The 26944-nt window shown below is 59.3% G+C and carries 21 protein-coding genes; 4 read left to right on the top strand and 17 right to left on the bottom strand.

Annotated elements, in window-relative coordinates:
* Together NKH38_RS29585 and NKH38_RS29580 are read right to left on the bottom strand one after the other, a co-directional pair.
* Positions 1 to 128 (bottom strand): transposase (locus tag NKH38_RS29585; protein ID WP_502902418.1); only part of this gene is annotated, 128 nt, incomplete at its 3' end.
* 65 nt (positions 129 to 193) lie between these two features.
* Positions 194 to 346, bottom strand: coding sequence for an aminotransferase class I/II-fold pyridoxal phosphate-dependent enzyme (locus NKH38_RS29580; RefSeq protein WP_352764937.1), 153 nt, complete (start codon positions 344 to 346; stop codon positions 194 to 196).
* A gap of 772 nt (positions 347 to 1118) precedes the next feature.
* Between NKH38_RS29580 and NKH38_RS29575 the strand changes: the two genes are divergently transcribed.
* A complete protein-coding gene (locus NKH38_RS29575; RefSeq protein WP_352764939.1) occupies positions 1119 to 2549 on the top strand; it encodes a coiled-coil domain-containing protein in 1431 nt (476 codons plus the stop codon).
* 266 nt (positions 2550 to 2815) lie between these two features.
* On the opposite strand, the gene NKH38_RS29570 is transcribed toward NKH38_RS29575, so the two are convergent.
* The 9 genes from NKH38_RS29570 to NKH38_RS29530 all read right to left on the bottom strand — a co-directional run bounded on the left by NKH38_RS29570 (position 2816) and on the right by NKH38_RS29530 (position 13386).
* The gene (locus NKH38_RS29570) at positions 2816 to 4111 is read right to left on the bottom strand and encodes an HlyD family type I secretion periplasmic adaptor subunit (RefSeq protein WP_352764964.1); all 1296 of its coding nucleotides are present in this window, start codon (positions 4109 to 4111) and stop codon (positions 2816 to 2818) included.
* A gap of 71 nt (positions 4112 to 4182) precedes the next feature.
* The gene (locus tag NKH38_RS29565; protein ID WP_352764941.1) at positions 4183 to 5895 is read right to left on the bottom strand and encodes a type I secretion system permease/ATPase; all 1713 of its coding nucleotides are present in this window, start codon (positions 5893 to 5895) and stop codon (positions 4183 to 4185) included.
* 335 nt (positions 5896 to 6230) lie between these two features.
* The gene (locus NKH38_RS29560; RefSeq protein WP_245264483.1) at positions 6231 to 7088 is read right to left on the bottom strand and encodes a class I SAM-dependent methyltransferase; all 858 of its coding nucleotides are present in this window, start codon (positions 7086 to 7088) and stop codon (positions 6231 to 6233) included.
* 128 nt (positions 7089 to 7216) lie between these two features.
* Positions 7217 to 8476 carry a polysaccharide biosynthesis/export family protein gene (locus tag NKH38_RS29555; protein ID WP_023729564.1) on the bottom strand — a complete coding sequence of 420 codons (1260 nt, stop codon included), beginning with the start codon at positions 8474 to 8476 and terminating at the stop codon, positions 7217 to 7219.
* Entirely contained in the window at positions 8463 to 9740 is a 1278-nt protein-coding gene (locus tag NKH38_RS29550; protein WP_023729565.1) for a hypothetical protein, read from the bottom strand. The genes NKH38_RS29555 and NKH38_RS29550 overlap by 14 nt, the downstream gene beginning before the upstream one ends.
* Entirely contained in the window at positions 9737 to 10741 is a 1005-nt protein-coding gene (locus tag NKH38_RS29545) for an SDR family NAD(P)-dependent oxidoreductase (protein WP_023681044.1), read from the bottom strand. Before NKH38_RS29545 ends, NKH38_RS29550 begins: the two co-directional genes overlap by 4 nt.
* 44 nt (positions 10742 to 10785) lie before the next feature.
* Entirely contained in the window at positions 10786 to 11460 is a 675-nt protein-coding gene (locus NKH38_RS29540) for a sugar transferase (RefSeq protein ID WP_023681043.1), read from the bottom strand.
* Positions 11457 to 12608: a DegT/DnrJ/EryC1/StrS family aminotransferase gene (locus tag NKH38_RS29535; protein ID WP_023729566.1), complete on the bottom strand. Its 1152-nt coding sequence runs from the start codon at positions 12606 to 12608 to the stop codon at positions 11457 to 11459. Before NKH38_RS29535 ends, NKH38_RS29540 begins: the two co-directional genes overlap by 4 nt.
* A gap of 49 nt (positions 12609 to 12657) precedes the next feature.
* On the bottom strand, positions 12658 to 13386 hold the full coding sequence (locus tag NKH38_RS29530) for a nucleotidyltransferase family protein (protein ID WP_023681041.1): 729 nt from the start codon (positions 13384 to 13386) through the stop codon (positions 12658 to 12660).
* A gap of 634 nt (positions 13387 to 14020) precedes the next feature.
* On the opposite strand from NKH38_RS29530, the gene NKH38_RS29525 reads away from it, so the two are divergent.
* Positions 14021 to 14698, top strand: coding sequence for a LuxR C-terminal-related transcriptional regulator (locus tag NKH38_RS29525; RefSeq protein ID WP_023670902.1), 678 nt, complete (start codon positions 14021 to 14023; stop codon positions 14696 to 14698).
* Positions 14699 to 14794: 96 nt separating this feature from the next.
* Here NKH38_RS29525 and NKH38_RS29520 read toward each other — a convergent pair whose 3' ends face one another.
* Positions 14795 to 16501 carry a sensor histidine kinase gene (locus NKH38_RS29520; RefSeq protein ID WP_352764947.1) on the bottom strand — a complete coding sequence of 569 codons (1707 nt, stop codon included), beginning with the start codon at positions 16499 to 16501 and terminating at the stop codon, positions 14795 to 14797.
* A 254-nt stretch (positions 16502 to 16755) separates the two neighbouring features.
* Between NKH38_RS29520 and NKH38_RS29515 the strand changes: the two genes are divergently transcribed.
* Positions 16756 to 17433, top strand: a complete 678-nt coding sequence (locus NKH38_RS29515; RefSeq protein WP_023689781.1) for a helix-turn-helix transcriptional regulator — start codon at positions 16756 to 16758, stop codon at positions 17431 to 17433.
* Between the two features lie 159 nt (positions 17434 to 17592).
* Positions 17593 to 18729: an NAD-dependent epimerase/dehydratase family protein gene (locus NKH38_RS29510; RefSeq protein ID WP_084569891.1), complete on the top strand. Its 1137-nt coding sequence runs from the start codon at positions 17593 to 17595 to the stop codon at positions 18727 to 18729.
* Between the two features lie 703 nt (positions 18730 to 19432).
* On the opposite strand, the gene NKH38_RS29505 is transcribed toward NKH38_RS29510, so the two are convergent.
* The 5 genes from NKH38_RS29505 to NKH38_RS29485 form a co-directional block, all read right to left on the bottom strand.
* Positions 19433 to 21634, bottom strand: coding sequence for a GumC family protein (locus NKH38_RS29505; protein WP_352764950.1), 2202 nt, complete (start codon positions 21632 to 21634; stop codon positions 19433 to 19435).
* Position 21635: 1 nt separating this feature from the next.
* Positions 21636 to 23633 (bottom strand): asparagine synthase (glutamine-hydrolyzing), encoded by a 1998-nt coding sequence (gene asnB / locus NKH38_RS29500; RefSeq protein ID WP_352764952.1) that lies wholly within the window; start codon positions 23631 to 23633, stop codon positions 21636 to 21638.
* Positions 23634 to 23801: 168 nt separating this feature from the next.
* Positions 23802 to 25091 carry a glycosyltransferase family 4 protein gene (locus NKH38_RS29495; RefSeq protein ID WP_502896667.1) on the bottom strand — a complete coding sequence of 430 codons (1290 nt, stop codon included), beginning with the start codon at positions 25089 to 25091 and terminating at the stop codon, positions 23802 to 23804.
* Positions 25092 to 25363: 272 nt separating this feature from the next.
* Positions 25364 to 25564 (bottom strand): Trm112 family protein, encoded by a 201-nt coding sequence (locus tag NKH38_RS29490; protein ID WP_352764954.1) that lies wholly within the window; start codon positions 25562 to 25564, stop codon positions 25364 to 25366.
* A gap of 26 nt (positions 25565 to 25590) precedes the next feature.
* Positions 25591 to 26892 carry an O-antigen ligase family protein gene (locus NKH38_RS29485; RefSeq protein ID WP_023729575.1) on the bottom strand — a complete coding sequence of 434 codons (1302 nt, stop codon included), beginning with the start codon at positions 26890 to 26892 and terminating at the stop codon, positions 25591 to 25593.
* Between the last annotated feature and the right edge of the window lie 52 nt (positions 26893 to 26944).

Below are 26944 nucleotides of genomic sequence, written 5' to 3'. Positions count from 1 at the left end.
GCCTCGTCCATCTCGGCCTCAAGCACCTCCTGCATCACCGCACGGAGCACTTCGTGCAATCCATCCGGGTTCGAAAGCAAAATGTCTTTGACGGCAGCGCTGGTCGATTTACCTTCTGTCTTGGTCATGGTGGCGTTCCTTCCAGGGAATCAGGTGACGTGAACAATCACCAGCCTGCCATGACCGCCCCCTCTCAGCGAATTTGCAGAACTCTCAGCACACTACCTTGCGCAAGACTTTCCAGATGAACTGATGCCGAGACCGGCCCAAGCGTCCACCCTAGCCTCCAGCCGGTCATTGCATGAGACTTCGACAGGCTGTTCACAATTATCGTCCGCTCTCTCATTCCGGGAATGCTGTTGAGAGGAACTCGCCGTCGAACACTGTGCTGCGGTAAACCTCATCGCTGATGATCCATAGATTGTGCCGCTCGGCAAATGTGGCAATGATCCTCCTTGCCGAACACATATCCGCCGGGATTGTTTGGGGAATTCAGCAAGATCGCCCGCGTTCGATCTCCTACCGCTGAACGGAGAATATCCTCGGATGCCTTCCGCCGCGCATTTTGCAGCGATAGTTTGACGGGTCGGACCACTGCTCCATCGTCGCGTATTGCCGCTTCGTATGTAGATACCAAGGCTCGAGGCAAAGCACCTCGTCGCCAGCTCCGGCAACGGAAGCTTAGTGTGATTGAGCGGCCAGGCGGCCGGTCCCCAATTCGTTCGAATGATGCGCTTGCCTCGCCAATGTCGCATGGTGAGTCAGCCGGCAAACCAAAACACTCAACCGCCGGTTAGGCCCGGCCGCCTGATGCGCCCCACAAGAGGCTGTGCCGGGCCGTTCGTCGGGGCTTCCGCACCTGAGCGTTAATGTGCCCAGGCAACACACCATTGACGCCAAGACGATGGCAAGAAGGGGAGCCGCGCAGTCCTCAAGAATAAGTCAGCAGGCACCTAGACCGATGTAGGGCCTTCCAATCGCAGCTCTCGGCTCCTCGCGGCGCCGGCGCCCTGGCATCGTTTGATTGAACGAAGACGCTGAGTTGAGCTCTCGATACAAAAGCATCTCAGTCCTCGTGCCTCAATGGTTCCGGGCATGCGGCTGCAGGGGATGAAGTCATGAAGTTCAGGGATTTGATCAGACGCGCCGAGGACAATGTGGAGAGGTCGTTCGACGATCTCGAAGCTGACTTGGCTAACGCTGTCGACCAGTGCCTCGATTTGGAGGATGTCGCCGACGTGCCAAGCATGTCAGGCGACAACAACGAACAGGATGACAGCGTACGGAGTGAGGGCAGTGCCGGCGACGACGATGATAGCTCGCCGATACCAGCGCATCGGCTGACCTCACACACGCAGAGCCGAATTGCTGCCGTGAGCTCGTTCAACGGCTTGTTCCACGATGCCAAGCTCCATTTCGAGGAGATCAACGCAAAAATCTCCGAAATTACAGGCACATGTCAACTGACGTTCGAGTTTTTTCACATCCTTCACGCGGACATTCTCCGTGCGAACGAACTGGAGCTGGCGAATCAAAATCTGATCGCAGATCAAAGGAACTTGTCGGAAACACTCAATGACCTGAACAGACGGTACTGTGAGCGTCAAGGCACCATCGAGACATTGCAGCAGCGCCAGGCAAGCCTTGTTCAGGAGTGTGAAGTGCTCCGTGGCGCGTTGGCCGCGGCAAGGCTGGAGCTGGTCGAAGCGGCGAACACCACCACAAAGAACGAAGCGGAATTTGGCGACCTCACGAACATGCTTGCCGCCGCAAATGTCGAGGCCGACAGGCGCTCCCGAGAGAACAAACAGCTGCGTGAAAAGAATGTGAGCCTGTCTATTGACCTGGAAAAGGCCATGAAGCGGGAGGAAGAGGCACGGCATAGGCTGGATGCCTTCTCGACGATCCATGCCAACGAAGCTGCGCGAAATTCCGAAATGCTGAGTGCGCTCGGCAAGAGCGAAAAAGAGGCAATCAAATTGCACACCTCACTCGAGGTTGCGCAGGCGAAGCTATGGGAGGTGACCGAAGCAGCCAGGATTATGCAGGCGGACATGGATGGCGAGCTTAAACGCTGCCAGGCTGAGAACCGAGGATTGCGCTCAGAAATTCAAAGTCTCCAATCGCGCTTCGAACTCGCCTCAATCGCAAACACCGAGGCCGCGGCCGAGATCGCCAGGCTCCAGCTACAATGGAGCGACGCCCTGGCGGAAAAACAGGTGACCGACGAAAGGTTGGCCGCACTCACCGAGGAGGCCGAAACCAACAAGGTGAACCTTTCCAAGATCGCCGCAGATTTTGCACAACTGTCCATGCAGCAGGCGTCCGATCAGATTGAACTCGATGTGAGACGGCAGGAATGCGAGGACTTGCGGGTCGAAATTGCCTCGGTCAATGCTCGGGTCAGGGAATTGCTGCCCTACAAGAGGTCGCACGGAAGCGCGAACGCCTTGCCGCATACATCTGACGTGGCAAATGTAGCGGTGACTGCAGACCGAACGGTGCATGCCGCACGCCGTGGCCGCCGCAGGGCCCTCGCCGCGTTGTAGGAGCAAAGAACCTCTCCTCGTGAGGCAATTGCCCATGTCGATGATCGTGGAACGGTATGCGCTGTTTGTTGCGCAAAAGATGACAGGACACTAACGCTGTTGTCGGGCAGGACTTGGTGAGGCGGCCAGGAAAATCCTGTTGGGGCATCCTTGTAGCCGGGACAATGTCCCGGACGAGCCTCGCGCGTCGGCCGCAGGCGTCACCCCTGTGGCATCACGTCGCCTACCCTAATATGTCAGCAAGCACGCCGCTCACAGCCGCCATGTCATTCCCGGAAAGCCCTCGACATCTGGTCGGTAAGCGGCTTCAGCAGATAAGACCAGACGCTGTGTTCGTCCGTACTTATGTGAACCTCCGCTGGCATACCGGGTTTGAGCACTTTGGCATCGGTCAGACAGGTGGACTTGTCTTCGACATTGATGCGCGCCGAGAAATAAGAAAGCTGGCGCTGTTGATCTTTTATCAGGTCCGCCGAGATGCGCTTGACAGACCCTTGGCAGGCAGGCGTAGTGCCGGCGTCGAAAGCCGGAAACCGGATCGAGACCCGCTGACCTGGACGAACGTCATCTATGCGCGACGGCGCAATCAGCGCGTCGACCACAAGGTTGCCGGTGTCAGGGACAATCATCATGATAACCTCGCCCGCGGCAATCACGCCGCCGATCGTGTGAATGGAAGATTCCTGTACCGTTCCCGATTGCGGAGCGCGGATGGTGGTTTTGGCCAGTTCGTCCTGTGCCACAACCTTGCGCTCGCTGAGTTCGGTTTGCTTGGCTTCCGTTTCACGAAGTTCGCTCGTCACGTCACTACGCCTTTGTTCATCGAGCTGAAGAATCTGCAATTCGGTCTCGCTGATCCGGGCCTGCGCCTCGGCAACTGCCGCCGCGAGGCGCCCTGATTCTCCGTGCGCCCGGGTGGCATCCAGTCTGATGTTGCTAAGTCGCTCTTTGGACACCAGTTTCTTTGTAAAAAGCGCCTGTACATCGACAAGATCGCCATCCAGCAGGACCACGGATTGTTCTTCCGCGGTCTGTTGCGCCTTGAGGCCCTCAACTTGGCGTTCGAGTTGCTTTGAGCGGCTTTGCAACTGTGCCTTCTGCCCCTTGAGGGCCGTAGCGCGGCTGTCGAACAGCGTGCGCTCACCGTTCACCAGCGCAGCCAGCTCCGGCTCGCCCATTCGCGCTTGAAGGCTGAACGGAAGCTGCATCTCCGACAGGCCTTGCCGCTCTGCCTCCAGCCGCACAAGCCGAACCGTTGCCCGATCAAGATCCTTGCTAATTATCTGCAGATTGGCCCGTGTCAGCGTGTCGTCCAATCGTGCCATCACATCGCCGGCCCGTACATGATCCCCATCTTGCGCGAAGATGCCCCCTATCGTGCCGCCCGTCAGATGCTGGACCTTCTTTATGTTGCTCTCGATCACCACGGTCGCCGGCGCAATTACCGCGCCAGCAATCTTGGTCAGTCCGAGCCAGAGCCCGCCGCCGGCAAGCAACATAACCGTGACCGCCGCACCCAGGATCAGGTTGGCCCCGATTCCATCGCGCGTGCCCGAAATCATCGCGTTGCGCCGGCTCCCATTGCCGATCGGGGCCGATGGAGCCATCGTCGCCTCAGACAAAAAAATATTCCTCATGCGTGACCGCTCACCCCTTTGTGCATCGCGACGGCCGCTGCCGGGCGTTCAACAGGCGCAGCAAAGGGGCGGATGACGTTGGCCAGGACCTCCTCGCGTGAGCCGAAGGCGTGAAGCATCCCATTGGACATTACGAGTACCCTGTCGATGTTGGTAAGGGCAGAAGGACGGTGCGCAACTACGATGACGATGCCTCCACGTTTGCGCACTGCCAGGATCGCGCCGGCCAAGGCGGTATCGCCATCGACGTCCAGATTTGAATTCGGCTCGTCCAGAACGACGAGAAACGGATCGCCGTAAAGTGCCCTGGCAAGCCCTACGAGTTGCCGCTGTCCAGCCGACAACGCTGTTCCTCCCTCGCCCATGCGAGTTTGAAAACCGTTCGGCAATCGCAGGATCATTTTGTCGACGCCCGCTGCCTTGGCAGCTGCCAGCACGCCCTTGGCGTCGCCCTTCCCGCCAAATCGCGAAATGTTATCGGCAACCGTTCCATCAAACAGTTCGACGTCCTGGGGCAGGTAGCCAATATGTGCGCCAAGACGTTCTTGGTCCCATTGGTCAAGCGAGGCGTCGTCCAGCCTCACCGTGCCGCGAAGTGGCTGCCAGACGCCCACCAGCGCGCGCACAAGCGTGCTTTTGCCAGAACCGCTCGGGCCGACAACGGCCATTCCCGTCCCTGCAGCCAGGCGGAAGCTGACATTGGCTACCGTCGGTTTTTGCTGGCCCGGTGGCGCTATGGTCAGGTCCTCGACCGCAAGCTCCGCTTGGGGGCGCGGAAGTTCCATATGTTCGTCCCGGTCAGGAAAAGCGGCCAGGGCCGTTGCCAGTTGCGAATAGCTTTGCCGGAACGCGGCGAAGCCTCGCCAGTTCGCGATAGCGGCGTCAACAGGAGCCAATGAGCGACCCAGCAAGATGGAGGATGCGATGATCACGCCTGGCGAGGCTTCGCCTCCTATCACCAGGTAGGCACCCAGTCCAAGAACGCAGGACTGCAAGGCCAAACGCAGTGCCCTAGAGAGTGCCCCGGTGGCGCCGACGACGTCGGAAAGCCTCTCTTGGTGCCTCAGATATGCGTTATTGATCTCGCCCCAGCGGTGGGCAAGCCGTGCGGAAAGGCCCATCGCACGTACGACCTCCGCGTTGCGGCGTCCGGATTCGGCGAGATTGCGTTGCGACACCAGCGTCTCGGACGCGCGTGTCACCGATGTGCGGCCAAGAACTTCCGCCATGACCGTGAGCAGCACGACAATGATCGCACCGCTTGTGGACAACAGACCGAGCGCAGGATGCAGGAAATAGATGATCAGCAGGTAAAATGGAATCCACGGAGCGTCGAATATAACAGTCGGCCCCATTCCGGAAAGGAAGCCGCGTAGCTGATCGAGATCACGGAGGGGCTGTATCCGGTTCGCATCCTGCCCGCCAATGAGCGGCAAGGACAGCGAGAGGCCGAACACCCTCTGCTTCAAATTCCTATGGACACGATTGCCCACTCGAACCAGCAGGCGCAGCCGCACGAAATCCAGCAGCCCGTAGACAGCGTAAAGACCCAGCATTCCGATGGTGAACCCGACAAGCGTCGGAACGCTCTGCGAAGGTAAAACGCGATCGTAAATTTGCAGCATATAGACCGAGCCGGTCAGGGCGAGAAGGTTTATGACTGCCGAGAAGATGCCGACGCCTACCAGGCCAGGCACGGTCCCAAGCATTGCGCCTCGCAAATCCGACGAACTCCTTCCACCAGGGTTCATAGGTTTCGACCTCCCGTGAGAGATCGTTGCGCAAGCTCACTGGCCCCACTGGGCACCGACAATCTCTTGCTGTTCAGGAGCGTATCCCCTTAGCCTTCTAATATTACGCCCCACTAACATGCTTGGACTTTAGTCAAAATGTAGCAAAATCGTGGCGCTGCCCTCAGAAACCCGGAACCCACATGTTAAATCGGGGGAAAACTGCCGTTCCATGGTATTTGGGCGGGGCTTCATGCCGGGCGGAGCGGCCCAAGAAAACCACCCCCTGCCCTTTTTCGGGGCATTTTCGCGCTTTAGCGCTTCCTCGCAACAACCAGGAAGTGTTGCGCCAACTGGCCAGGAACGCAAAGCCTTCTGCAGGCCTGCTCGACAGGCTGCATCATCATTTCACAGAACCCTGGCAACAGGTTTCCCGGCCGAGGCAGGTAACCGTACGGTATCGTCTGCTCGACGGTGAATCCCGAGGCAGTCAGGAGGGCCTTGAACCTCGCTGCGCTCAGCGTGTGGCGAATTGTGCGTCCAGACACTCGATTGAGCAGCCGGCACGCCAGGCCGACGGGCGACGTCGCATTCATGTGAACGTTGCACACAAGCCGCCCGCCATCTTTCAGGTGCTCATTGATCGCTTTCAGTGCATGCCATTTCAGTTCATCCTCTGCGTTCAGGAAAAAACGAAATGCAGTTACCACATCGAACGTCATACCCAACTGCTCCCTTGTCACGTCGACGTGACGCAAACTCACATTGGGCGGTACTTGAGCGCTGTCGAGCATAGTTCTGGAAACGTCGGCGCCAACCACCTCGCTGAAGAGGCCGGCGGCTACCTCGGCGATGCGACCTGTTCCGCATGCGAAATCGAGGCAGTTTCGGCTCGCTCCGCTCAAGGGGCGAAGAACATCGAGGATCAGGGGCTTTTCGATGTTCTCCCAAAGCGCGCCATAATAGCCGGAACTGTGCGTTTTGTTGTAATGTAGGCCGTAGCCGGGCGCGCAATGGCTGGTCCTGTAGCCGTCCGACACCCAGCCGCCCTGCGCATTGCTCTCCTTGCTGGACGTAAATTCATGCCAATTTCCGGACTCACCGGCGCGCGACCTGGACCGCACAATTCGCGCTGACGGCATATGGGAAGCATAACTTGCAGACTGCGTCATCTGATCCGCGTTCGTTGAGGGTGTCGGGGTCGCTCCCTGGTTGAAAATGCGCCTCACCTTGGATCTCCGTTCAGTTGGGTTCGCCCCCCCGATAGAACAGTAAGCTCCGCACGGACTGCGCTGACGCCCTATTGGACTGCCACACTTTGCAGTTCACTGCTGAATCTGGCTTCGAGAGTATCCCCCGGCAGCACAATCGCATCTTCGTCAACCAACAGCTTGCGCCATTCATTGCCGATCTTGCGCACGATGGTCACCTGGGCCCGTACCGTTTCGCCGGCAATCGGCAATGGCTGTGTGGATGCTCCGGTCGGCTGCAGCTTCTCGCTGGCGGCATGGAGCCTGGCGGTGACATCCGCCAGCCGGGCGTTGGTGTCCTTCAGATCCGTCAGCAGGCCAATCCTCCTTTGATTGTCGTTGCGTTCGTGCTGTCTGACAAAGTCCTCCTGCTGGCGCCGCGCCCTCATCAGTTCGACCGAGGTTTGAAGCGCGCCGCTTGAAGATAAAAGCAACGCGCGCCTGACATCCGCGAGCCGGGTGTTGGTCAGATTGCCTGCATCGAATGCCTTCGTCACTCGCGCCAAATCTTGCTCATCCGCCTTCACGCTCTCGCCCTCGACTCGTTCGCGTTTCTGCAAAACGTCAATTTGCTCGGCAGCATCCGTCCGGCCCTTCTCCAGAAAATCCTGTTCCTGCCGGAAATCACTCAGCGCAACCTTCAGCGCCTCTGCTTCAGCCTGTGCCATCGCGGCTACAACGCTCGGCGAAAGAGGTGATCCCTGTGGTGTCTTCTTGTCGAAATCCGCCTGGCCCTGAAGCTCGGCGCGAATGCGGGCGGCGTGAAGGTATTCTTTCGTGTAATCTCCCCAGAGCATTTCGTAATCGCGCTTGAGATCAACCGGATCAGGCCCGGCCTGGCCTGCCCGTGATCGCAAAAGACTGAAGCCGCCGGAAACGGCCAGCGCCTGCCGTACAGTCATGAGCGGACGGTAGGCCTGTTGTCCTGGGGTGAGCACATCGCCCGTTACATAGATCGGGCGATAGTCCGCTATGATTGCTGTGACATCGTCGGGCTCGACAGTAACTGTCTGCTCCCGCCCGTCAGTCAGACGCACGTGAAAAATCTTGCTTGGCAAGAGCTCTTGCATGCGCCTTTGCAATTGAGACGCCGTCAGGCCTGCGACCATGATCATCCCCGCCTCCGGAAGGGCAATATTGCCGTCCATCTGGACTACGGCGCGCTGCGTCCGATCAGGGATCGGCGCTATTCCTATCTCGACCGTATCGCCAGGTGAGAGTTGATAGGGCTCGACCTCGCCTGCGCAAGCCATCGAGGTTAGCGACATCATCACGACTGCGCCAAGAACGTATCGTCTACTGAAGGTCATTTGCGACAATCTCCTTCCGGTCGAACACCGGCTTCAAAGGCCATTCAACACGAGTAACGAAATCGTATACCGGGCCACCGGGCACGCCCCAGTTGCTGGACCAGACCACCTGGGTGCCGTCTGGAGACGGAGAGGCATGCGTCTCGCTCCAGTAGTCGAAGGGCGCGTTGTGCGTGTCTGCGACACGGCGGACCTCTCCACTGCCGTCTAGACGCAGCGCAATGACTTGCTGAGCGTAAGGCGCCCAATCCGGGTGCTGCGATAGTTCGGCTGGCGTGCCGCCATAACTCAGAAACACCCAGCCGGGCCTGCCGAGCGACCTGAGTGACGCATGCATGGCCTCGCCATATTTCATCAGCGAGGTAGCCTTGCCATCAGCCAAGCGGCGCTTGATCACCTGATATTTGTCAGGATCCGATTTGCTGATCCCGACATAGATTTCGCTTCCGTCGGAATCGACCGTCATGTCGCCATGGCCCGGTCGATGGTGCTCCATCCACTTCTGGCCCAATATGCCGTCGATGGAGAAGACGAAACTCGCTTCGATTCCGTCCGGTAATTGCTGGGAACACACTATGTTGATTCCGAGAGGTGAGATCGAGCAGGAGCCGGTCGTTCCCGGGAATTCGGCAAGATCGATATCCGGGAATTTCCGCCGTTGCTTGAGATCGTAGCCAAAAACCACCGCTCGGCCGTCATTGTTCGTTGCACGCACCGCAATCCGGCTGCCGTCGCGGCTCGGATTGCCTTTGTTGGGTCCAAATTTGAGGTTGGAGTACGCTCCGGAGGCGAACACGACGTCCTCATGATCGGTACGTGGGGCCCATGTCGCAATCTGCCGGCCCCCGACGCAGATCATCAACTCGGGATCAGTGGGATGCCATTCGCATTCGGTCGCGCGGTTGCGGTGGAACAAAGGCAAGTAGGTTTGTCCGTCGAGAAAGCACAGGCCACCGCAGCCATTGGCGATCAGGAGCAGGCTCTGGTCGGCATTCCAAGCCTGTGCGCTTGAGTAACGGTGGGTGCAGTACTTCTTCCCGCATACACCCGCCCGGCCGAGAACGCCCGGTCTGGTGATCCGTGCGAAAACCATGCCAGACCAAGGATCCCTTGTTTGGCGCACATAGCCCGGCAGGTTGTTCACGACCGCTGTGGCCGCCACCTCCGCTGCCTTGCTTTGACGGCCGCCGGCAACATAGATGTTGGGAGATATGGCACCGGCAGCCAGCAACAGCGCCAACGCATGACGGCCGCCCAGGGTCATGTCATGTAACCCACTTCGCGCCGTACCCGGCCTTCACTAAGGCGCTCGCGCCACCACGTGATTGTTCGCTCCAGCCCATCGCGCAGGCTGGTCTGTGTCCGCCATCCAGTCTCACGTTCAAAGCGCGAGGAATCGGCGAGCAAGGCGCGAACTTCGGAATTTTGCGGCCTCAGGCGGCTTTCATCACGACGGACCGGCTTTTTGCAATCGGTCAACTCAAGAACAATGGCCAATACGTCCGAGACGGTCGCAGCGCGTTGGCTGCCAGCGTTGTAGGCGTGGCCGAACTCGAGCTGGGCGAGACCTGCGGTCAGGAACGCTGTCGCGGTGTCTTCGACATAGGTCAGGTCGCGGATCGGGCTGGTATCCCCGACCATGATCGCAGGACATTTCGGGTCGAGGACTTGCCGGATAATGGTCGGCACGATGGCGCGCTCACTCTGGCGCGGGCCATACGTGTTGAAGGGTCGCATGATGACCACAGGGACATCGAACGACCTGGCGTAGGACTCCGCCATCATGTCGGCGCCGATTTTGGATGCCGAATATGGTGACTGTCCCTGCAGGGGGTGTGTTTCGCCGATCGGCATGGTTTGGGCAGTTCCATAGACCTCGCTCGTCGAGGTATGGATCACCCGCTCCGTCTCCCATAGGCGCGCCGCTTCGAGGACATTCACCGTGCCCAGGATGTTGGTTTCCACATAGGACTGGGCAGCGGCGTAGGAGTATGGAATCGCAATAAGCGCCGCCAGATGAAAAACCGCGGCTTGGCCGCGCATGATCCGGTTAAGGAACGCACTGTCGCGGACGTCACCACGGACGAGCCTCAACTGGCTGCGGATGGTGTCCGGCAGATCGTCTAGCCATCCATGGCTGTCAAAGGAATTGTAAAGGGCAAGGGCTGTGACATCTGCCCCGTTGCGAACAAGCGCCTCCGTGACATGCGAACCGATGAATCCGTCCGCGCCGGTCACCAGGACTTTCTTTCCATTGTAGCTCATCACTGCGCATTCCCATGGCTGTTTGGAACGCTTCCCTTGGATATTCAAACGTCGATCGGCGGTACCGGAACCCAACCGACCACTGCCAGCACTCCCCGCACCATCCACGCGAGGTCGGAGACGATGGTGCGTCGCGGATAATACGAGAGGTCCAGTGTTGCCTTGGCGGGGAACATGACCTCCCGGTAGAACACGATCGGATCCACGGATTGGGGGAAGTAATGTGCTTCGTGCCGAAAAACGACCTGGGCTGGACCCAGCAGGCCTGGCTTGTATTGCAGCACGGCCCTAAGCTCGCCCCGGAAACAATCGGCGAAAGCCAGGCTCTCGGGTCGTGGACCGACGATCGCCATTTCGCCTTTGAGGACATTCCACAGCTGCGGTAGTTCGTCCAGCTTCGTCGCTGCGAGAAAGCGGCCAACGGTGGTCATGCGTGTATCGCCCACGACCGTCAGCGCAAGGCCTTGAGAGCCGCAGTTCACACCGAATTTGCGAAATTTGTACATGCGAAAGGTTCGGCCGCCGGCCCCGATGCGGGTCTGAGCGAACAAGATCGAGCCACCGCCCTCGAGCAGAAGCGCTCCGGCGATCAGCAGCATCAATGGCGCCAATGCGACGGTAGCGATGCCCGCCACCGCAAGATCGATTGCGCGTCTCGCAAAGCCGTGATCAGGATTTGGAACGAACATCCGGTGAAAGGCAGGGTCTAACGCATTCATGCAGCAGTTCCTCTTTGGGCGCCTGCTTTGAGCGCGCCTGTTTTGAGCGCGGCTGCCAGGGCAGCCACGACTGATTCGGCGGCGGCGGAAGTGACCTGGGGGTGCAGCGGAATTGTGAGCTCTCGCTGAGCGAAATCCTCTGTGTGGGGCAAACTCACGCCGGGAAGGCGCTCGCGGTAAAACGTCATTTGGTGCACCGGCGGGTAGTGGATGGTGGTTTGTATGCCCTGTGTCCGCAACTCGTCGATGACATCCTGCCGGCTCGCGTAGCGCGGCAGGACGATCGGCATGATGTGGTAAGCCGACGTCCGGGGTTCGCTAAATGGAATGACAATAGCTGGGCAACGGTCCGCGATCAGGCGTCGGTACAAGACAGCTATGATACGCCTGATTTCGTTCCACTCTTGCAGGTTCTGCAGCTGAACCAGGCCTATTGCCGCTCGCATCTCGTCCATTCGGTAGTTGAATCCAAGCATCGTGACATCATATTGCGGCGTACGACTGTTCAGCCGCTGATGCGTCCCCGTGGTCATTCCGTGCCCGCGGGCCAGGCGAACCCTGTCGAGCAGATCGGGGTCACGTGCAATCACGGCGCCCCCTTCGGCCGTTGTCATGTTCTTGTTGCCATAGAAGCTGAACGCGGCCGCGGCGCCGAAGGTCCCGACTTCCCTAAGCCCGGGCGCGTGCGCAGCGTCCTCGATGATATGCAGCCCGCGAAGCCGGGCGAACCGCTGCCATTGTTCCCGATCGGCGAGATACCCGGCGAAGTGAACGAGAATGACCGCTTTCGTGCGCGTCGTGCACCGCGCTTCGGCTTCCGCAACCGAGATCAACGGCACGTCGACGGACTCGATATCGACGAAGACCGGCGTCGCCCCTACATACAGCACCGCATTCGCCGTCGCCACGAACGTCAGCGAAGGAACCAGTACTTCGTCGCCAGGGCCGATGCCCAAAGCGTGAAGGAGAAGATGGAGCGCTGCGGTGCAGGAACCAACCGCAACGCAATCTCGCGCGCCATGCATGCTGGCAAAGGCCAGTTCGAACTCTCGTACCCTGTCCCCCATCGTAAGCCAGCCGCTATCAATCACCTGCGACAGGGCTGCCTTCTCTGGCACGCCTAGGATCGGGGCGCTCACCAAGAGCATCTTGACCTCCTGAAAGCCTTGTTACTGGCTAGACCTCTGCATCAGACTTTCATGCGGCTGCAGCGGCAGCCGCGACCTCGATTGAGGACGACTGATCTTCCCAGGCAATTGCCTGTGCATTCTGGAAGTCATCGACACGACCGATGTCGAGCCAAAGACCGTCATGCTTGTAAACATGCACGGTCGTGCCGCCCTGCATCATCTGCAGCATCAGGTCATCGAACCCAAATGGGATCCCGGACGGAATGAACCGCAGGACATCTGGGTTCATGCAGTAAATCCCCATGCTGACGAGATGGGAAAGCGTCGGCTTTTCCCGGAAGAGCTGGACGGTATTGTCGATCTCGTCGATGACCCCGAAGTCCATCTTGATATGACGGCACGCCGTGGCGATCGTAACGGGATCCCTATGCAAGCGGTGCGCGGCTACAAACCGGCTCAGGCTTAGATCTGTGAGGACATCGCCGTTCAGAACGACAAATGTTTCGTTCAGTTCATCCCTAATCAGAGAGAGAGGTCCGACGGTGCCGAGTGGCTCCATTTCCTGGGTATATTTGATCTTCAAGTTCCATTGCGATCCGTCGCCGCAGACGCTCCGGATCAAATGTCCTAGATACCCTGTCGTAATATATACCTCTTCAATGCCGTTGCGCCGCAGCCACTTCAAAAGCAACTCAAGAACAGGCCTGGCCCCTATCGGCATTAATGGTTTCGGCAGGACCGATGTAAACGGTCGAAGGCGCGTACCCATCCCACCACATTGAATCACCGCTTTCATTCGATCCTCCTGATCTGCAGTTGGCTTTGTTCGGGATCGGTGTTCCATTGTCCGGCCAGGGCACACCCTCAAATCCGGCCAAACCTCGGCGGCAATCCGAACATCATATGCGAAAAGGTATGTGACAGCCGGGGCGGCTGTCGTCGTGCATTCGAATGGTAGGGATTCAAAACGTTCAAGGTATTAGATGCCACGAGATCAACAGCCGATAGAAGCGCGATTGGGCACTGATCATGACGCCGATAAAAACGAAAGCAGTTGCTTTCAAGAAAGCTGCGATCCGCCAGGGCCGGACCGGCCTACAGGTCCGGCGACAGCGGGTGGCGACATAACAGATGCCACATGATTACGATGGTCCTGAACAGCTGGCTTTGGACCCAGAAATGGGAAACCGGCATCGTTTTGCCGACGGGCACCGCACGCCAGGGTTAAAAATCTATGGATGAGCTTCGCAATTTAGTATTATATTAGACGTTCTGGATGTGCGTGGATGGGACGCTGCGGACATCACTGTGATGCGTTGACCAGTGGATGGCCGCCATTTTAGGACCACCACGGATTGTCGATCATAGGCGAATGGGAGGTTCCAGCGGGTTTTCTCGTCGGGAACCGAGTAACGCGTTGGGGTAGTTGCATGGCTCGGATCGTCATTGCCGACGATCACGGCTTATATCGGCGTGGTCTCCGGCTGGCACTCATGGCTGGAATTCCAAGCGCCGAAATATTCGAAGCTTCGTGTTTCGATGCCGCGGTCAATCTTCTAGAGGAGCAGGCGTCCATCGATCTTGCGATCCTCGATCTGAACATGCCTGGGCTGTTCCATCAGGAAGTGCTCAGCGACTTTATGGCTGCCTATCCTGACACTCGCTTTGCGATCGTTTCCGGGGATGATTCCCGCTCGGAGATACTGACCGCGCTTTCGATCGGACTTCACGGGTATATCGTCAAATCGCAGAGCGACGAAGAAGTCGTGCTGGCTGTAAACGAAATCCTCGCTGGCCGGATCTATGTGCCATCTCTCCTATCTCGAACGTCTGCCGACCAGAGATCGCATGCCCCCCCACCTCCGGTTCAAAATCCCAGCCGCCGGCACGAGGGCTCGGGCGACGTCGCTAGGCTGACGTCTAGACAGAAGGACGTCCTCAAGCTGATGGCAGAGGGGTACTCGAATAAGGAGATTGCCCGCAATCTGGACATTGCCGAGGCGACAACGAAAATCCATGCCGCAGCCGTGCTGCGTGAGCTTGGGGTTAGAAACCGTACCGAAGCAGCTGTGTTGCTCCAAAGCTGGCTTACGAGACAGGCGAGTTGACGCATGCCCCTCGAACCGGCCCGAGTTTGCTTGCAGGAAATCGCAGCAAAGGGCCCACACCATCGGTTAATTGGTCGGCTTCGACTTGGAGGGGCTCTATTGCAATCCAAATTCCTCAATTTCTTTGCGCGATACACGCAGCGAATATCGAAGGCCATCTTCCGATATTTCCATATTCGGGGAATGACCGACAAGCGGCGTGCTGTCCACACCGATTATCAGTGACCCGAACCCGCGGCGTACGACTTTTGAACTCTTCCGTCGGCCCGATTCCACCCAATCGAACACGAGGTCGTCACCTTCGTCCTCGGATGCAAATCGCCACTTAACTTCGACCTTGCCATTCGGGTCACCCAGCGCACCATGTTTCACCGAGTTTGTCGTCAACTCGTGAAGGATCATCGCCAAGCCCTCGGCGGCGCCGCTTGGCACAGTGAGGGAAGGTCCACTGATCGTTATGTCGCGTGTCTCCTTGAAGGGCTGCAATTCCCGGTCCACGAGCTCATGGAGCATCCCTGACAGGTTGGCGTGACGAGAAAGGATGCGATGGGTCGCCTCCAGCGTTCGAATCCAATCGATCAACATCTCCTTGTATTTGGCAACGTCATTGTCGGGGATATCGATCATGTTGACCAGAGCTCTGATCACTGGAAACACATTGCTGAACCGATGGCGCTCTTCGCGCATTATGCGCTCGCGTCTCTTTACGGCGGCGCGAAGCAAAGTTGTTTGTCGACGTTCGGTCAGATCCGCCGCCACCCCGACGCGCATTTTGCGGTCGCCGTGCTCTTCCTGCCGTCCACGCAATGCAATCCAGCGTGTGTGACCATCCACTTGCCGGACGCGAATCTCGACGTCAAAGTTCAATGCCGATGAAGGCTTCGCCGAGGCGGACAACTTCGGCCAGTCGACGGGATGGATTACGGCCGAGAGTTCTTCCAAGCGGCGGACTGGGGCCGGAGGCAGACCAAGAATGTCCCAGAACTTGCCGGAGCCGGCGACTGTCCCATCCTCAATGTCTATTTGCCATGTGCCCAGGCGCCCGGCAGATACGGCGAGATCGAGCCATTCCTTCTGAGCCCGAAGGGCCTCGCGTGCCGCTTGTCGCTCGGAAATATCGTCAACCACCACGAATACGCTCTCATTTGGCGCCTCGTCCGGCCGCGACGAAGACAGGGCCAGGTGAGCCCAAAATGCCGTGCCATCCTTGCGCAAAACGCGGATATCCGTCCCCGACGCGGTCCCATTGCCCAAATCTTGCAAAAGTTTCCGCACAGTACCTCGATCGTCGCGGAAAATGAGTTCCTCAAGCTCCAGTTGGGCAAGTTCCTTGTGCGCGTAGCCGGTCATCTCCAAAAGCCGTCTGTTCGACTGCAGCAGTTCGCCATGGCGATTGGTATTAGCAAAGCCCAAGGCGGCAGCGTCGATGGCACCGAGCCTCGCTTCTGCCACCCTGAGCGCTTGTCGCAGGCGGTGGAACACAGCTGCGATCAGGCTACCCGAACCCAGAAGGAAGACGGCCCCGGTCCAGTCTCGACCAGTGAGGTGACCGTCCAACAGGTGTCGCATCCACAAGCCGGCGACCGCCATCAGAAGCGTTGCTGCGATGGCAACAAAACGGCCCTCAAGATACACGATGACAACGGTTATGGGGATAAACGCAACAAGCGGCAACGGCTGGCCGCCATATACCGTACTTATCGCCTCGAATGCTATCGATGCTGCAAACACCAAAAGCGAAGCTAGACGAGCCCACGTAGTGCTCGACACATTCGATTTGAGCCAGCGCAGGTCCGAACCCATGCGCAAAGACTACAACTTTCGGTCTAGTCCGTCGAGACTAGGCCGAAGGGGTGGCACCTAATCCCAATGCCCGATTGCCATGACTTTGCCGGCGAATAAAATCATGGTGTCAGGAGCGCTCTTCAGAAAGATATATCCAGGAGACGCTGCGGAAAAACCATTCGCAGATTTCTCGCAGTATGTGGGAATTCAAGTTGAAGCAGCAACTTCATCAGATTTGATTTGCGTCAGTAGCAATGGGTTGGGTGGAAGCGATGACACTGATTGAAACGCGAAACGATGCGCTTGCAGGCAGGCAATACATTGTATTGAACGATACCCGCCACGAAAGGCCGATAAGCCTTGTGGACCGACCGGACGCAAGGGTCGGCGGATCTCGACGACGCAGCCTGGAATCCATCACCGGCATGCTTGATCGTATGGGTTGCGGCTATCTCGTCCTGGACCGAGACAAGAAAGTAATAGAATGGAACGCTGCCGCTCGGGACACCCTCGCACGCCAGGGCGAAGCAACTGATACAGCCGTCGAGCTTGCTGCCGGGTTGAGGCGGCTGGTCGCGAATGTTCCGGTCCACCTCCAGCCGGGCTCACTCTCATGGGTAGTGATCCACAGCAGAGGCGACAGGCCGGTGACCATGAACGAGACGGGGGTCGTTACACCGGACGGGACAACCGTCGTCGCATTGCTGGACCGGGATAACAAATCGGCGGCCAACCCTCGCACGTTGCAAAGGATGTTCGGTTTGACCAGCGCGGAAACGCAGTTGGCGCTACGCCTGGCCCATGGCGACGCGCCCCTGGAGATCGCCCGCAGCTGGCATCTCAGTCGCACGACTATCCGCTCTCAGCTCGCCTCGCTGTTCGCCAAGACCGACACGAGGCGTCAGGCGGAACTAGTGGCTCTTTTGGGGCGCATTTCGGTTTTGCCATGAGAAATCGACTGCTGTCTGCATCCGCTTTGATTCAGACAGCGGCGGCCCGCATTGAGCGCGCTGTCGCGTAGATCACAAGGCCGGCGGCGCCATTTCCGATCGTTCAGGCGCTGCCGAGATAGCGCGGAACCCGGAACCTGGAAACGGGAGTGACTTGCCATGGCCGAAGCAGATTCGAAGGTCAACAAGCTGGCGGATATCGTTCACGCGCTGCAGGATGGTGCTGCGTCGAACCTTACGCACACGGGGCCGATCATCGTCACGGGCGCCGCTGGGTTCATCGGATTTCATGTTGCGTCACGCCTTTTGCGGCTCGGCGCCGAGGTCATCGGCGTCGACAACTTCACGCCTTACTACGACCTGAAGCTGAAGGAGGCGCGATTTACACGGCTCTGCGCCGAGCCGAGGTTCACGCCGATGCGCTTCGACCTGGCGGACCGGTCGCTGGTGAAAGCGCTGTTCTGCGAATTCCAGCCATCGCACTTCGTGCATCTGGCCGCCCAGGCCGGGGTACGTCATTCGCTCGTGGACCCGCATGCCTATGTGGAGTCAAACATAGTCGCGTTTCTCAACGTTCTGGAGGGCTGCCGACACGCCGGCGTCAGCCATCTCGTTTATGCCTCGTCGAGCTCCGTATATGGCGCCAATCGACGCATACCCTTTTCCGAGCATCATGGTGCCAATCATCCGGTGAGCTTCTACGCCGCCACCAAGGCCGCCAACGAATGCATGGCGCATTCCTACAGCCATCTGTTCGGCTTGCCCGTGACCGGACTGCGCTTCTTCACCGTCTATGGTCCCTGGGGCAGGCCCGACATGGCAGTCTATACTTTCACCCATGCCATCGCCGAGGGCCGAACGATCGAAGTCGCCAACGCCGGGCGCGTATGGCGGGATTTCACCTATATCGACGACATCGTAGAGGGGGTTGTTCGCGTGCTCGCCAAACCACCGTGTCAGGATCCCGGTTGGGACGGTCGCGCTGCCGATCCTGCCACCAGTTCGGCGCCATATAGGCTCTACAATATTGGCAATGATCGGCCGGAAGAAATCAACCATCTGATCGCGCTCATCGAGACGGCCCTTGGTCGCCGCGCCGTTCGCGTCAACGTACCTTTACCGCCAGGTGACGTCCTGGAAACCCGCGCCGATGTCAGGGACCTCCGCCGCGCCGTTGGCTTCGCACCGGCGACAACACTGGAGGACGGCGTGCAACGTTTCGTGGAATGGTATCGGGAATTCCATGCACGCCCTGTGGGGCAGGTGCGACCAGCTGGCCTTCCGGCAACGGCATAGTGAGCACAACGCCGCCATTTCCTTGGTGTGACAGGGTCGCGGCTCGCCTTCAATCTGTCTTGGGATACGCCGGCACTGGAAGGGGCCCAAGCTGCCGTCCTGTACTGTGCCCGACCCCCAAAAGGCGCTTCTGGCAAAGGAGCCGCAAGCGCGCCCGAGAGCACCATCCCAACCAGGATCGTGAGCAGGACCGTAACTACCCACCGCATGGGCAGCACGATCGTCGCCGTGAACAGCACATAAAAGAGCATCTCATAATTGAGCGTCCAACCCAACTCGTAGACCGGCTGAACGACGCCGCCAGGGCGACTGGCCGGAATGAATAAGTACGATTCGACTACAAACCTGAGGTCGACGTAGCTCTGGTTGAGAAAGTTGGGGGCGACCACCGCTACCGCAACGTAGAGCGAGGTGAGCGCTCAATATAGCGGGACAATTCGCGCGATCCGGCGGGAAATGAAGAGACGCGCGCCCCCGGGCTTTGCGAACAACAGCCGGGACGTATGCACCATAATAGGGCCGGGAATCACGAAGAAAACATCGTTCCAGCCCTCCATGGTATCGGATTCCAGCTCTGAAAGGTGCGGCCAGCCTGTAATTCCAGGGTGGCCGCATCATGCTGGGCGTGTCGCAGCGCGACCGAACTAGCCGCCAGGAATGCCGACGCTCCCTGGGATATTTTTTTGAACATCGCAACGCGCCATCAGACCCTCTCCAACAGAAGATCGGCGTTGTCTCCGAGACTGGAGCCGGCCAGCCTCTTCAGGTTCACCCGGGTGAGCACACTCCCTACTGGAACGGTGGCGGATCCACCGGCGCCTATTGCATCCAGAGCACCACGGGCAATGCTGCGCCTCGTCCTTGCCCAGCGAACGGCAAAAAGCACCGAATCGGCCCAGCGCTTAAGCAGCCTGGTTTCAGGCCCCCCGAGGCCCAGCGGACCGTTCATGATGACCACGTCGTAGGCCGAACGCAGTTCCTCAGTGAACTGGCATTTGTCGACGGTGGACAGAAGCGTCAGGAGATCATCGGAAGGTGCTGGAGCGGCCATGAGGTCGATACCGATTTCCGGCATCCTCGTGATGGCATCCTTCAGCACGCAACGTCCATTCACATAGTCGCCGAAGGAGTTCCGGGCCTTGTCGGTGCTGAATTCACCACGAAACCCGTTCGTGAGCCGTACATCCTTGCGATCGAGATCGAGGAAAAGCACTCTTCCTCCCAACCGCGTTGCCGCCAGCGCCAGGCTCCATGCCAACTCGGTCTTGGCATCGTCCTGGATGCTGGACGTCACGAGAATGATGTGCGGCGGCTGCCCCTTGCCCTGAGTCGGCGCCGCGGTGACGAGCAGCGATGTCACGGCCCGGCTGAACGGCAAGTTCTGCTGGCTCAAAACCAGATGCCGCAGCTTTTTCGCATGAAGTCCCGAAACCCTGGGAAGCAGTCCTATGCACGGGATCCCAAGCTCGGCTTCGGCCTCGGCTTCACTGCGCAAGGTCTGATTGAAGGCGTTTCGGACTAGAACGAAAACCGCCCCCATCACACTAAACACGATCATGCTGGGGGGAATGAGGAAAATTGGCGGCAAAGTGATGGGATTCGACGGCGGCCAGGCAGTCGAAAGGATCGCCACGCCTGGCGAAGGAGCGGCGATGCGCCGTGTCAGGTCCTGCTGCCGGCTCAGGAGTTCGTTGTAATGCTGCGTCACGATGGCAACCCGCGGCTCAAGGGCTCGCAGCCCGGAAAGTTGGTTCGCCGTGTCGGCCACGGCCGCGTCGAGCATCGCTTTGCGGCCCTCGAGAGCCGCAGCCTGCGAGCGGTAGACATTTGCCTCGGCAGCGATGCGGGCAATGCTTTGCTCGATTTCGAGGGTGATCGCGTTGCGCAGATCGCCGTCGGCGGCGGCACCCGACTGGCGTGTCACCAGGTCCGTCAACACGGGCGATCCGATTTCTTCAGCGATGGCCGTGACGGGGGCGCCCGCCTTACGCAGGTCCTCGATACGGCGAAGGCGCGATTCCGACGCGGAAAGACTGGCTTTCGACAAGAAGATCTGCCGGCCGAGCTCCGCAGTCTCACTGGCTGCGTTGTTGGCCCCAGTCTGATCGACGGCGCCATGCGTGAGCCGGTATGTTTCCAGCCGATCCGTCGATTCGACCAGATCCCTTTGTACTTGCGGAAGGCTGGCGACTATCGAATCCAGATGAACCTGATCCGATGCGCGGCTCTTTTGTATGAGATCTTGAATGTAGACCTGGGCAAACGTGTTCGCGACAAGTGCCGCACGCGCGGGACTTGGATCGGTGAAGCCGATGGTGATGACGCGCGATCGCAGCTCTTGTCCGACCCTCATTCCGTTGCGGAGCGCCTTCAGCTCGGGCGCGTCCGCTGCGTCCGGACTTTCCGCAACTGTCTTACCCTGTCTCCAGGCCCTGCTCAGGAGATCGCTGAGGAACGAGCCAGCCGCGGGCGGGACGGCGCTGACGCCGCTCTTTCCGGTACCGTCGACTGTTTGGGCCTTGCGCAGTGCTGCCAGAATCCGACGCAGGTGGCCTTCTGAGGAGAGCATCGTCAGATGATCATCGATGCTCGATTCCAGCGAGTCCTGGGCGATTGCCATGCCGCCCGAAGCACTGCTGCTCGGGGCGTCGATAATGACCTGCGTCGTTGCCTCGAACAGCACCGGGCGGGTGAAGCCTGCCAGTCCGGCCAGGATGCCGCCCAAAAGGGCCATGGCAAGCAAGAACCATTTTCGCGTCGTCAGGATGATTACAAGCTGGTGGAAGGGTGACGATTGCGTTGGCTCGCGTGGCGGCCGCATCGAGCGCAGATTGGTTTCAAGTGTCCCAACTTCCATTTGCTTGGCGCGCGGACGCCGGGCGCGGTTGGCTATGGAACCTTCCATCTCAATCCCCTGTCAGTTCGATATGGTAAGAAGGGTGCATGGCGGCCGCCGATGGCCGCATGGCTTCGTTGCGCCACGCCTGAAACATGAGCACCGGCCACAGGTCGCGGAAATTATCTTGGCTTCCATGCAGATGATTGCGCCAGCATGCGTCAACCTTCTCACGGTCGATGACCCCGTCCCCGGAGCGGCCGATCGTGGCAATGATATCGGTTGCCCAGCCGCGCAAGGGCCCTTTCAACCAAGTCCCGACCGGAACGTCGAAACCTTGCTTGGGCCGGTCGACCAGTCGGCGTGGTACATAACGATCGAGCAGTCGGCGAAGCAACCATTTGCCCTTCCCGTTTCGGACTTTGGCACGGGCTGGCAAGCGCCAGGCGAATTCAACGACGCGATGGTCCAGGATCGGGCATCGCCCCTCGAGGCTGTTGGCCATGGTGGCTCGATCGAGCTTCACCAAAATGTCGCCCGGTAGATAGCCTGTCATGTCGGCGAATAGGAGACGCGAGAGCAGGCCGTCGAGCTTTGTGGTGTCGGTCGCTGCTGTCGACGGCTTGCGATGAACAAGGTCGTTGGCTGAAGATCTGGTCAGTTGCAGAAGGAGTTCGTCCTCATCTCGCGCCGCGAGCAGGCGGGCAAGGCGAGCCAGGCGGTCGCCGCGCAAGCCATGCCGCATATTCGCTGAAAGCGGCAGATTGCCGAAGATATCTTTCTGAGAGGCTTGGGCCAGCAACCCAGCCCCCGATGCCAACAGCCGGCGAAAGGACAATGGTAGCTCATGCTGCTTTGTGAGGCGGGTTGCCAGGAAGTGTCGAGAATAGCCTGCGAAGCACTCGTCGCCACCATCTCCTGAAAGCGCCACCGTTACGTGTTGCCGCGCGAGGCGCGACACCAGCAGCGTCGGTATCTGCGATTCATCGGCAAACGGCTCGTCCCAAATCCGGGGCAACTCCGGAATGACCTCAAGCGCGGCGGCCGGCGAGAGATGAAGTTCCGTATGATCGGTGCCCAGATGCCGAGCCACCGCGGCCGCATGGGGAGCTTCATCAAACCCACCTTCGCCGAAGGCTATGGTGAACGTACGAACGGGGTTTCGGGACTGTGCCTGCATCAGGGCGACGACAGTCGAGCTGTCGATTCCGCCCGACAGAAAGGCGCCCAGCGGCACGTCTGCAACCATTCGTTCCTTGACGGCCAGGCGGAGCAGGCTGTCGAGCTCGGTCGCGAGGTCCTCGTCGCTGGCGGCTATCGGATCGCGCTGTCCCTTGCAGGCGACATCGGCCAGCGACCACCAAGGGTGAATGCGATGCGCAAGCGAACCGGTGCCTCGGGCGCTGGCGAATTGCGCCGCAGTGACCGACAGGACTGAACCAGGCGGCAGCTTGAACACGCCCTGCCAAATGCAACGGTCATCCGGCACCCAGCCTTTGGAAACCATCGTCGTCGCCGCATCGACATCGAGTTCCGGGGTGAACCCTGGGAAGCAAGTGATCGCCTTCAGCTCCGAGGCGAAGACAAGCGCGTCAGGTGTCAACGCGACATAGAGTGGCTTCTTGCCCATTCGGTCGCGGGCAAGCTGAAGCGTTCGGTTCTTCTGATCCCAAAGCCCGAAAGCGAACATGCCAGCGAAGCGCGCGAGGGCTGCATCAAGGCCCCAGCTTTCGATCGCGCACAGCATGACCTCCGTGTCGCTGGCGCCGCGGAAATGATGGCCCGCCCCTTCCAGTTCACGGCGCAGATCGCGAAAATTGTATATCTCGCCATTGAAGGTGATGACATACCGACCGCTCGCGGAGCGCATTGGCTGGCGACCCGCTTCGGACAGGTCGACGATGGCCAGTCGCCGGTGGCCGAAGGCTACCCCCGCTTCACGGCTCATCCAGAAGCCCTCGCCGTCAGGCCCGCGATGACGAAGGGCTGAGGTCATCTGTCCAATTGCCCTGAGCGACCTCGTATCTGCGGCGTTGGGTGCCAGGAGAATTCCAGCGATCCCACACATGCTAGCGCCCTCGCTCCCGAATGGGCGCCGAAACCGCCCCGGCTGGAATTCGCCTGGTCAAGGGCGCGATCCTGCGCGTCAGGAAAAATTCGCCCGTTCGCAATCCCGGACCGGGGGGCTGCGTCGCATGACACATCGCGACGGTCAGCGCCGATATTGCCTCGCGGGTCATTGCCTCGCCTCATCCAACCGTCGGCTTCCTTCCTGCGCCATCAACACAGCGGGCGCCGAATGTGAAGCACTGCTGTGCGTCCGGCCCTCAAGAACACTCAGATACAGATCGCAATAACGGTCGACGACGTGCGACAGCGCAAATTGCTCCCGAACAAATCCGATCGAACGTTCGCCCATGACTTTTGCGAGGGCGCGATTGGACAGAACTTCGATTATTCTGGATGAGAGGGCTGCCACATCGCGCGGCGGGACGAGATAGCCGTTCCACCCGTGTTCGACCACGTCGTTGCAGCCGGGCATCCTCGAGGCCACGATAGGCAATCCAGCCAAACCGGCCTCCAGAAGGACGCGCGGGACGCCCTCGCGATACCGGGTGGGAAAGGCGAACAAGTCTGCCATGCCGAGGAGCGCTGGAACATCTGGCCTCGGGCCCAGGGCGATTACATGAGGAGAGTATCGGTCGATATCCGCTTTGTGGACGGCAAACGGGCCTTCCGATTGCCACGGGCCGACAAGCACGAAACGTGCGTTCGGCCTCTCGCGCAGGACGTGTGGTACCGCTTCGAGGAGAGCCGGGATCCCCTTCTGGCGGGTCAGTCTGCCCACAAAGATCACGACTTCGGCCGACTGGAGCCCAAGTTCTTCGCGCATGGCCGTTGCGGAATGACCCCGATCCCGCGCCCTCGCAAACGCATCCGCGTCGATTCCAGAACTGCGGATCAGCCGCCCCTTGCCGCGTCCGACCAGCCGGTAACGCGCGAAGAAAGCCTGGTCGTCCCGGTTTTGGAAGACGGTCGCGGCTGTCCAGAATGAGGCCAGTCCCTGAAGGCAGCAGAAAATCGGACGCAGGGCCAACGCTCTCGGCTCTAGCGAGGAGAATGTCCAGCCAAGCCCATTGATGGTGCGGACGACCGGAACCTGTCCTCGTAACGCAATGGGTGTCAGGAGATTCGGCTTCGTGTCGAAACTCTGAACAATGTCTGGCCGGATTTTCAACAGCAATTTGCGTGCCGCGCGCAAAGTGCCCCACTCTGCGCTGCCGCTGGCAAACCGGTCGAAACTCAATTGGTGATGTGGAATGCCGTGAGGCGCGAATGCGGCACCATCACCGCTCGACACAGCCGTAACCCGGAAGCCCCTTTCGCGCACGGACAGCAGGAAGGGAATTCTCAGGAGGTGATCCTCACCTCCGACGCAAACCAGGTGAGGTTTCATGCCGCCCTTCGGGAACATGCGCGGCATCTCGGTCGCGCAATGTTGCTGGCTTTTGGAGTCTTCTTTCACAGCCTCGGCTTCATCTTTTTTGCCCGCAGGACGAGAAGCCAACGCTAGGAGGAGGCCCGCCTACTGTCCTCGTCTGTTCGAATGAAACAAGCCGTGTTCTGGCAACGAGCCGGTGTGCCGAAGGTCAGATACCTACGCACCGTATAAAATGGTCCACACTGCTTGGTTACCCAAGCACGAGAGGCCCACCGATCTATCCCGCGGCCTTTCATGTGCTCCCGTTGGATTGCGGTCTAAGTTCTTCGGCTCGGGGCACTGGGGTTGACCGCCCTTCAGGTGATCGCTCGCGCCTCCGATCTCAGCATGATCGGAACGCCGTCGCGGATCGGGAAGGCAAGTCCCGCGGCTTTCGATATGACTTCATCGTTGTCTGAATGCCAGGCAAGCAAGCCCCTGGTCATTGGACATACCAGCCAGTCCAATAGCCTGAGATCGAACGAGGTATTTTCTTCCTCTCGTCTATCGGCGTCCATCTGCTATTCCTTTCCCGGCCAATGTACTAACGCTCAACCCCGAAGCGAGCGCGCTTCCCGACATAGAAGCGATCGCTCGAGATTCGCGTTGCTGCTGTAGTTCGTGAACTCTCTGCAAAGAGGCAAATCATCAGGACAAACCACACGATCGGATGGCGTATGATCAAATGCGGGATGCTGAAGATGACGATCGAACCCAAAAGCGCTAGCAGGGCGTCGAATTTCGCGCGCCAAGCGGATACGGCGGAGGAAATGATGATCCACACCAGCGCCAGAACTGCAACAAACCCGCCTTGACTGTACAGATCAAGAAATGTGTTGTGCGCTTCGAACGGGCGGGGCAGAAATTGCTGATCGCCGACAGGGGGGCGTTCCATGTGCGGACCTGGACCCAACCCCAGCGATCCCGATCTTAGGCCCTTGTCCACTGCTTCAGCCCAGAGATAAAGGCGAAGCTCGACAGTATCCTCGGTTGCTTGACCGCCCTTGTCCTTCGTAAGGCTCTTGGCGAACGCTTCGGCGCTGTCGAACCCGGTGAGGATATAGGGACTCATTGCTATTGCCAGCGGCAGTAAGCCGATAATGAACAAAAGGCCGATTTGGCGGGAAAGACTTGCATTTCCATCGCCGGTCTTGAGCCAGGTCCGCGCCCGCAATCCCAGGAACATCAGACCCGTCACGATCGTAGTATATAGATAGGTATCACTCTTCGTCAGCCTGCCGACATAGAAAGGCAGGATCAAGGCGCACAGCCCCAAGAGCCTTCCCCAGCGGCTGTCGGAGGTCGTTGCAAGATGCAGAGCCAGAGGTCCAAAGACCGCGCAGTAAAGCGCAAGCTGGTTTGGATTGTCGGACCAGCCGCAGAAGCGATCCCAGTACCAAGGATTGACGCCGGACTGGCTGATCCACCCCCAGCCAAGTCCCACTTGAATAGCAAGGCCAACATTGGCGATCGCAACAATCCACCATGCACAATCGCGAAGATGGCGACCGGCATCGGGCTCAGCGGCGGCCAGGCAGGTGACGCTTGCCAGCAAAAGGTAGGCTGCCAGGTCGTGCAGCAACGGGGACAAGTACAGGACGGTGCTCAGATATCCAACGACGGCGCCCATGCTCAGAGCAAATGCCATAAGCGCCCAAAAGCTCGCCAGCATGGCGAAGACGGATGAGGCTTCCATGCGGCCGCCGCCCAGGATACGTCCAATCGAGAGCAGTATCCAAAGCACGAGGAATGTTTCGCCGTAACCGGCGTGCAATAGCGGTAGGGTGAGTTGTGTCGCGTATGACATCACGACGCCGCAGGCCAGGAGCACATTTCGGATTACCATCTGAGCCGTCCAGGCGAAGGCGAGGCAAGGTCATTTACCACTATCGGGGCGT

The organism is Mesorhizobium sp. M1078 (genome assembly GCF_040318615.1).
GTDB lineage: Bacteria > Pseudomonadota > Alphaproteobacteria > Rhizobiales > Rhizobiaceae > Mesorhizobium.
This window is presented reverse-complemented; position numbering and strand designations above follow the sequence as displayed.